This is a genomic window from Streptomyces sp. NPDC057638, assembly GCF_042800315.1.
GTDB lineage: Bacteria > Actinomycetota > Actinomycetes > Streptomycetales > Streptomycetaceae > Streptomyces.
In genome coordinates, this window is the sequence record NZ_JBHVHF010000505.1 from 1 (window position 1) to 3,573 (window position 3,573).

Genomic DNA, 3,573 nt, shown 5'->3' on the forward strand with positions numbered 1-3,573 from the left:
TGTGGCGGTCGCGGCTGAGGTTCCGGCCGCTGTGGTGGAGCAGTCCGCTGAGGTCGTCGCTGAGCCTGTGGCCGAGGAGTCGGCCGCGCCGCGTCGTACCCGGCGCCGGGCGTCCGCGCCCGCCGGTTCTCCGGTCGCCGAGGCTTCGGCCGAGGTCGCCGAGCAGCCCGCCGCTGAGGCAGTGACAGAGCCTGTGGCCGAGGAGTCGGCCGCCCCGCGTCGTACCCGGCGCCGCGCTACCCGCCAGGTCACCGCGGCCGTGTCCGCCGCCGAGGACACCGGCGTGACGCGGGAGCCCGCGAAGGCCAAGGCGCCCGCCACGGCGGAGAAGCCCGCGAAGGCCAAGGCGCCCGCTGCGGCGGAGAAGCCCGCGAAGGCCAGGTCCACCGAGGAGACCGCGCCCCGTGGCCGGGGTCGCCGCCGGGTCGTGGTGCCGGAGTTCACCGCCGAGCCTGTTCCGGCCGCGGAGCGGGACGCGCCGCGCCGTGCCGCACGTCCGGCGGTCGCCGTCTTCCAGGCCCCGGTCTTCACCGAGCCGATGTTCCAGACGCCGGAGACCGCCGCCGCCGCGGCCGCCGCCGCGCGCCACCTGGAAGAGGTCGAGGAGACCGAGGAAGCCGAGTACGCCGCAGAGCTCGACCAGACCGCCACGCAGGCCGAGTCCGCCGAGCCCGCCGACGCGGAGCCGGCCGAGGACGAGCCCGCCGCCGAGGTGGCTCCCGAGCCCACCGGCCGTCGTCGTCGCCGCCGTCGTGGTGAGGGCCGCGAGGAGCTCCCTTCCGCTGAGGTTGCTGCGGCTGCCGCGGCCGTCGAGGCCGTCGAGCCGGCCGCCGAGGCCCGGTCCGCCGACGAGGAGCAGGTCGCAGAGGCGGAGGAGGCCGGAGAGGCCGAGGAGGAGTTCGAGGACCGTCCCTCGCGCCGCCGCCGCCGTGGGGGCCGTCGCCGCCGCCGTGGTGAGGCCGCCGACGCCGCCGACGCCGATGAGGAGTCGGCCGAGGCCGCCGCCGAGGACGAGTCCGCCGACGAGGAACTGGCCGAGGCCGCGGACTCCGCCGACCTCGATGACGACTCCCCCTCCGGCGGGTCGTCGAGCAGCCGTCGCCGCCGCCGTCGCCGCCGTCGCAGCGGTGAGCCGCTGGCGGACGAGGAAGTGAGCGCGGGCGACCCGGAGCGTACCGTCGTCAAGGTCCGTGAGCCGCGCGCCCGTAAGAGCGACGAGCCCTCCGACGAGGTGCAGTCCATCAAGGGCTCCACCCGGCTCGAGGCGAAGAAGCAGCGCCGCCGTGAGGGGCGTGAGCAGGGCCGCCGCCGGGTGCCGATCATCACCGAGGCCGAGTTCCTGGCCCGCCGTGAGGCCGTCGAGCGCGTGATGGTCGTCCGCCAGAGCGGCGAGCGCACCCAGATCGGCGTCCTTGAGGACAACGTGCTGGTCGAGCACTACGTCAACAAGGAGCAGGCCACCTCGTACGTCGGCAATGTGTACCTGGGCAAGGTGCAGAACGTGCTGCCGTCGATGGAGGCCGCCTTCGTCGACATCGGCAAGGGCCGCAACGCCGTCCTGTACGCCGGTGAGGTCAACTTCGAGGCGCTCGGCATGGCCAACGGGCCGCGCCGGATCGAGGCCGCGCTCAAGTCCGGTCAGTCGGTGCTGGTCCAGGTGACCAAGGACCCGATCGGCCACAAGGGCGCCCGCCTCACCAGTCAGGTCTCCCTGCCCGGCCGTTACCTGGTCTACGTCCCCGAGGGGTCGATGACCGGGATCAGCCGCAAGCTGCCCGACACCGAGCGGGCCCGGCTGAAGACCATCCTCAAGAAGATCGTCCCCGAGGACGCGGGCGTCATCGTGCGCACCGCCGCCGAGGGCGCCAGCGAGGACGAGCTGCGCCGTGATGTCGAGCGGCTCCAGGCGCAGTGGGAGGAGATCCAGAAGAAGGCCAAGAGCGGTGGCGCCCCGACGCTGCTCTACGGCGAGCCGGACATGACCGTCCGGGTGGTCCGCGACATCTTCAACGAGGACTTCTCGAAGGTCATCGTCAGCGGTGACGACGCCTGGGAGACCATCCACGGCTATGTGTCGCATGTGGCCCCCGATCTGGCCGAGCGCCTCCAGCGCTGGACCAGCGAGGTGGACGTCTTCGCGACCTACCGCATCGACGAGCAGTTGATGAAGGCGCTGGACCGCAAGGTCTGGCTGCCGTCCGGCGGTTCGCTGGTGATCGACAAGACCGAGGCCATGGTCGTGATCGATGTCAACACCGGCAAGTTCACCGGCCAGGGCGGCAACCTGGAGGAGACCGTCACCAGGAACAACCTGGAGGCGGCCGAGGAGATCGTGCGCCAGCTGCGGCTGCGCGACCTCGGTGGCATCGTCGTGGTCGACTTCATCGACATGGTGCTGGAGTCCAACCGGGATCTGGTGATGCGCCGGCTGCTGGAGTGCCTGGGCCGGGACCGGACCAAGCACCAGGTCGCCGAGGTGACCTCGCTGGGGCTGGTGCAGATGACCCGCAAGCGGGTCGGGCAGGGGCTGCTGGAGTCCTTCTCCGAGACCTGTGTCCACTGCAACGGCCGTGGTCTGATCGTGCACATGGACCAGCCGACGTCCGTCGGTGGCGGCGGTGGCGGCAAGCGCTCGAAGAAGCGCGGCCGTGGCGGGGCCGACCACGCCCCGGAGGTCCACGAGACGCACGAGACGCACGAGGCGCATGAGGGCAGGGCCTCCGTGTCCGAGGCGCCGGCCGAGCCGGTCGCGCTGCCCGAGCCCGCCTTCGTACCGGACGAGGAGCTGTACAGCAGCGCGGCCGAGGCCGAGGCGGCGGCGATGCGCGGCCGTGGTCGGCGCCGGGTGACCCGCAGGGCGTCCGCGCCGAGCGGTGCGCCCAAGGCCGCCGAGGCCGAGGCTCCCGCCGAGCCCGCGGCCGCGGCCGAGAAGGCCGAGCCCGCGCCCGCCGCCGAGAAGAAGGCGGGCAAGGGGAGGGCGTCCCGCAGGGCGTCCAGGGCCGAGGTGGCGCCGGAGCCCGAGCAGGTGCCCGAGGTGGCGCCGGAGCCGCAGGCCCCGGTCCAGGAGCAGGCCCCGGCCCCGGCTCCGGTCCAGGAGCAGGCCCCGCAGGAGGCCGAGGCTCCGGCCGAGGCGGCTCCCGCCGGGCGTACCCGTCGGCGTGCCACGCGCAAGGCGACGGCTCCCGCCGGTTCGCCGAAGGCCGCCGACACCACGGTGCCGGAGGTCGTGATCGCGACGTCCGAGCCGGAGGCTCCCGTGGCCGAGGCCCCGCAGGCTCCGGCCGCCCCGGTGGTCGCCGAGGCTCCGGCCGAGGCCGCCCCGCCGAAGGCCCGGCGCCGGGTGACCCGTAAGGCCACCGCCCCGGCGGGTTCGCCTTCGGGAGCGGAGGAGGCCGCCGTGGTGGTGGTCACCACCACGCCGAGCGCCGCCGAGGCACCCGCCGAGGTGGAGGCCGCCCCGGCCAAGAAGACGGCCCGTAAGACGGCCGCCAAGAAGGCCCCGGCGAAGAAGGCCCCGGCCAAGAAGGCCCCCGCGAAGAAGGCCGCCACCACGAAGACGGCGGCCACGAAGGC

At 74.1% G+C, this 3,573-nt stretch carries 1 protein-coding gene; it reads left to right on the forward strand.

Annotation, left to right across the window (positions count from 1 at the left end; translation table 11 throughout):
- On the forward strand, nt 1-3,573 hold a 3,573-nt coding region (locus ACFVIM_RS34005; protein ID WP_384309924.1), incomplete at both ends, for a ribonuclease E/G.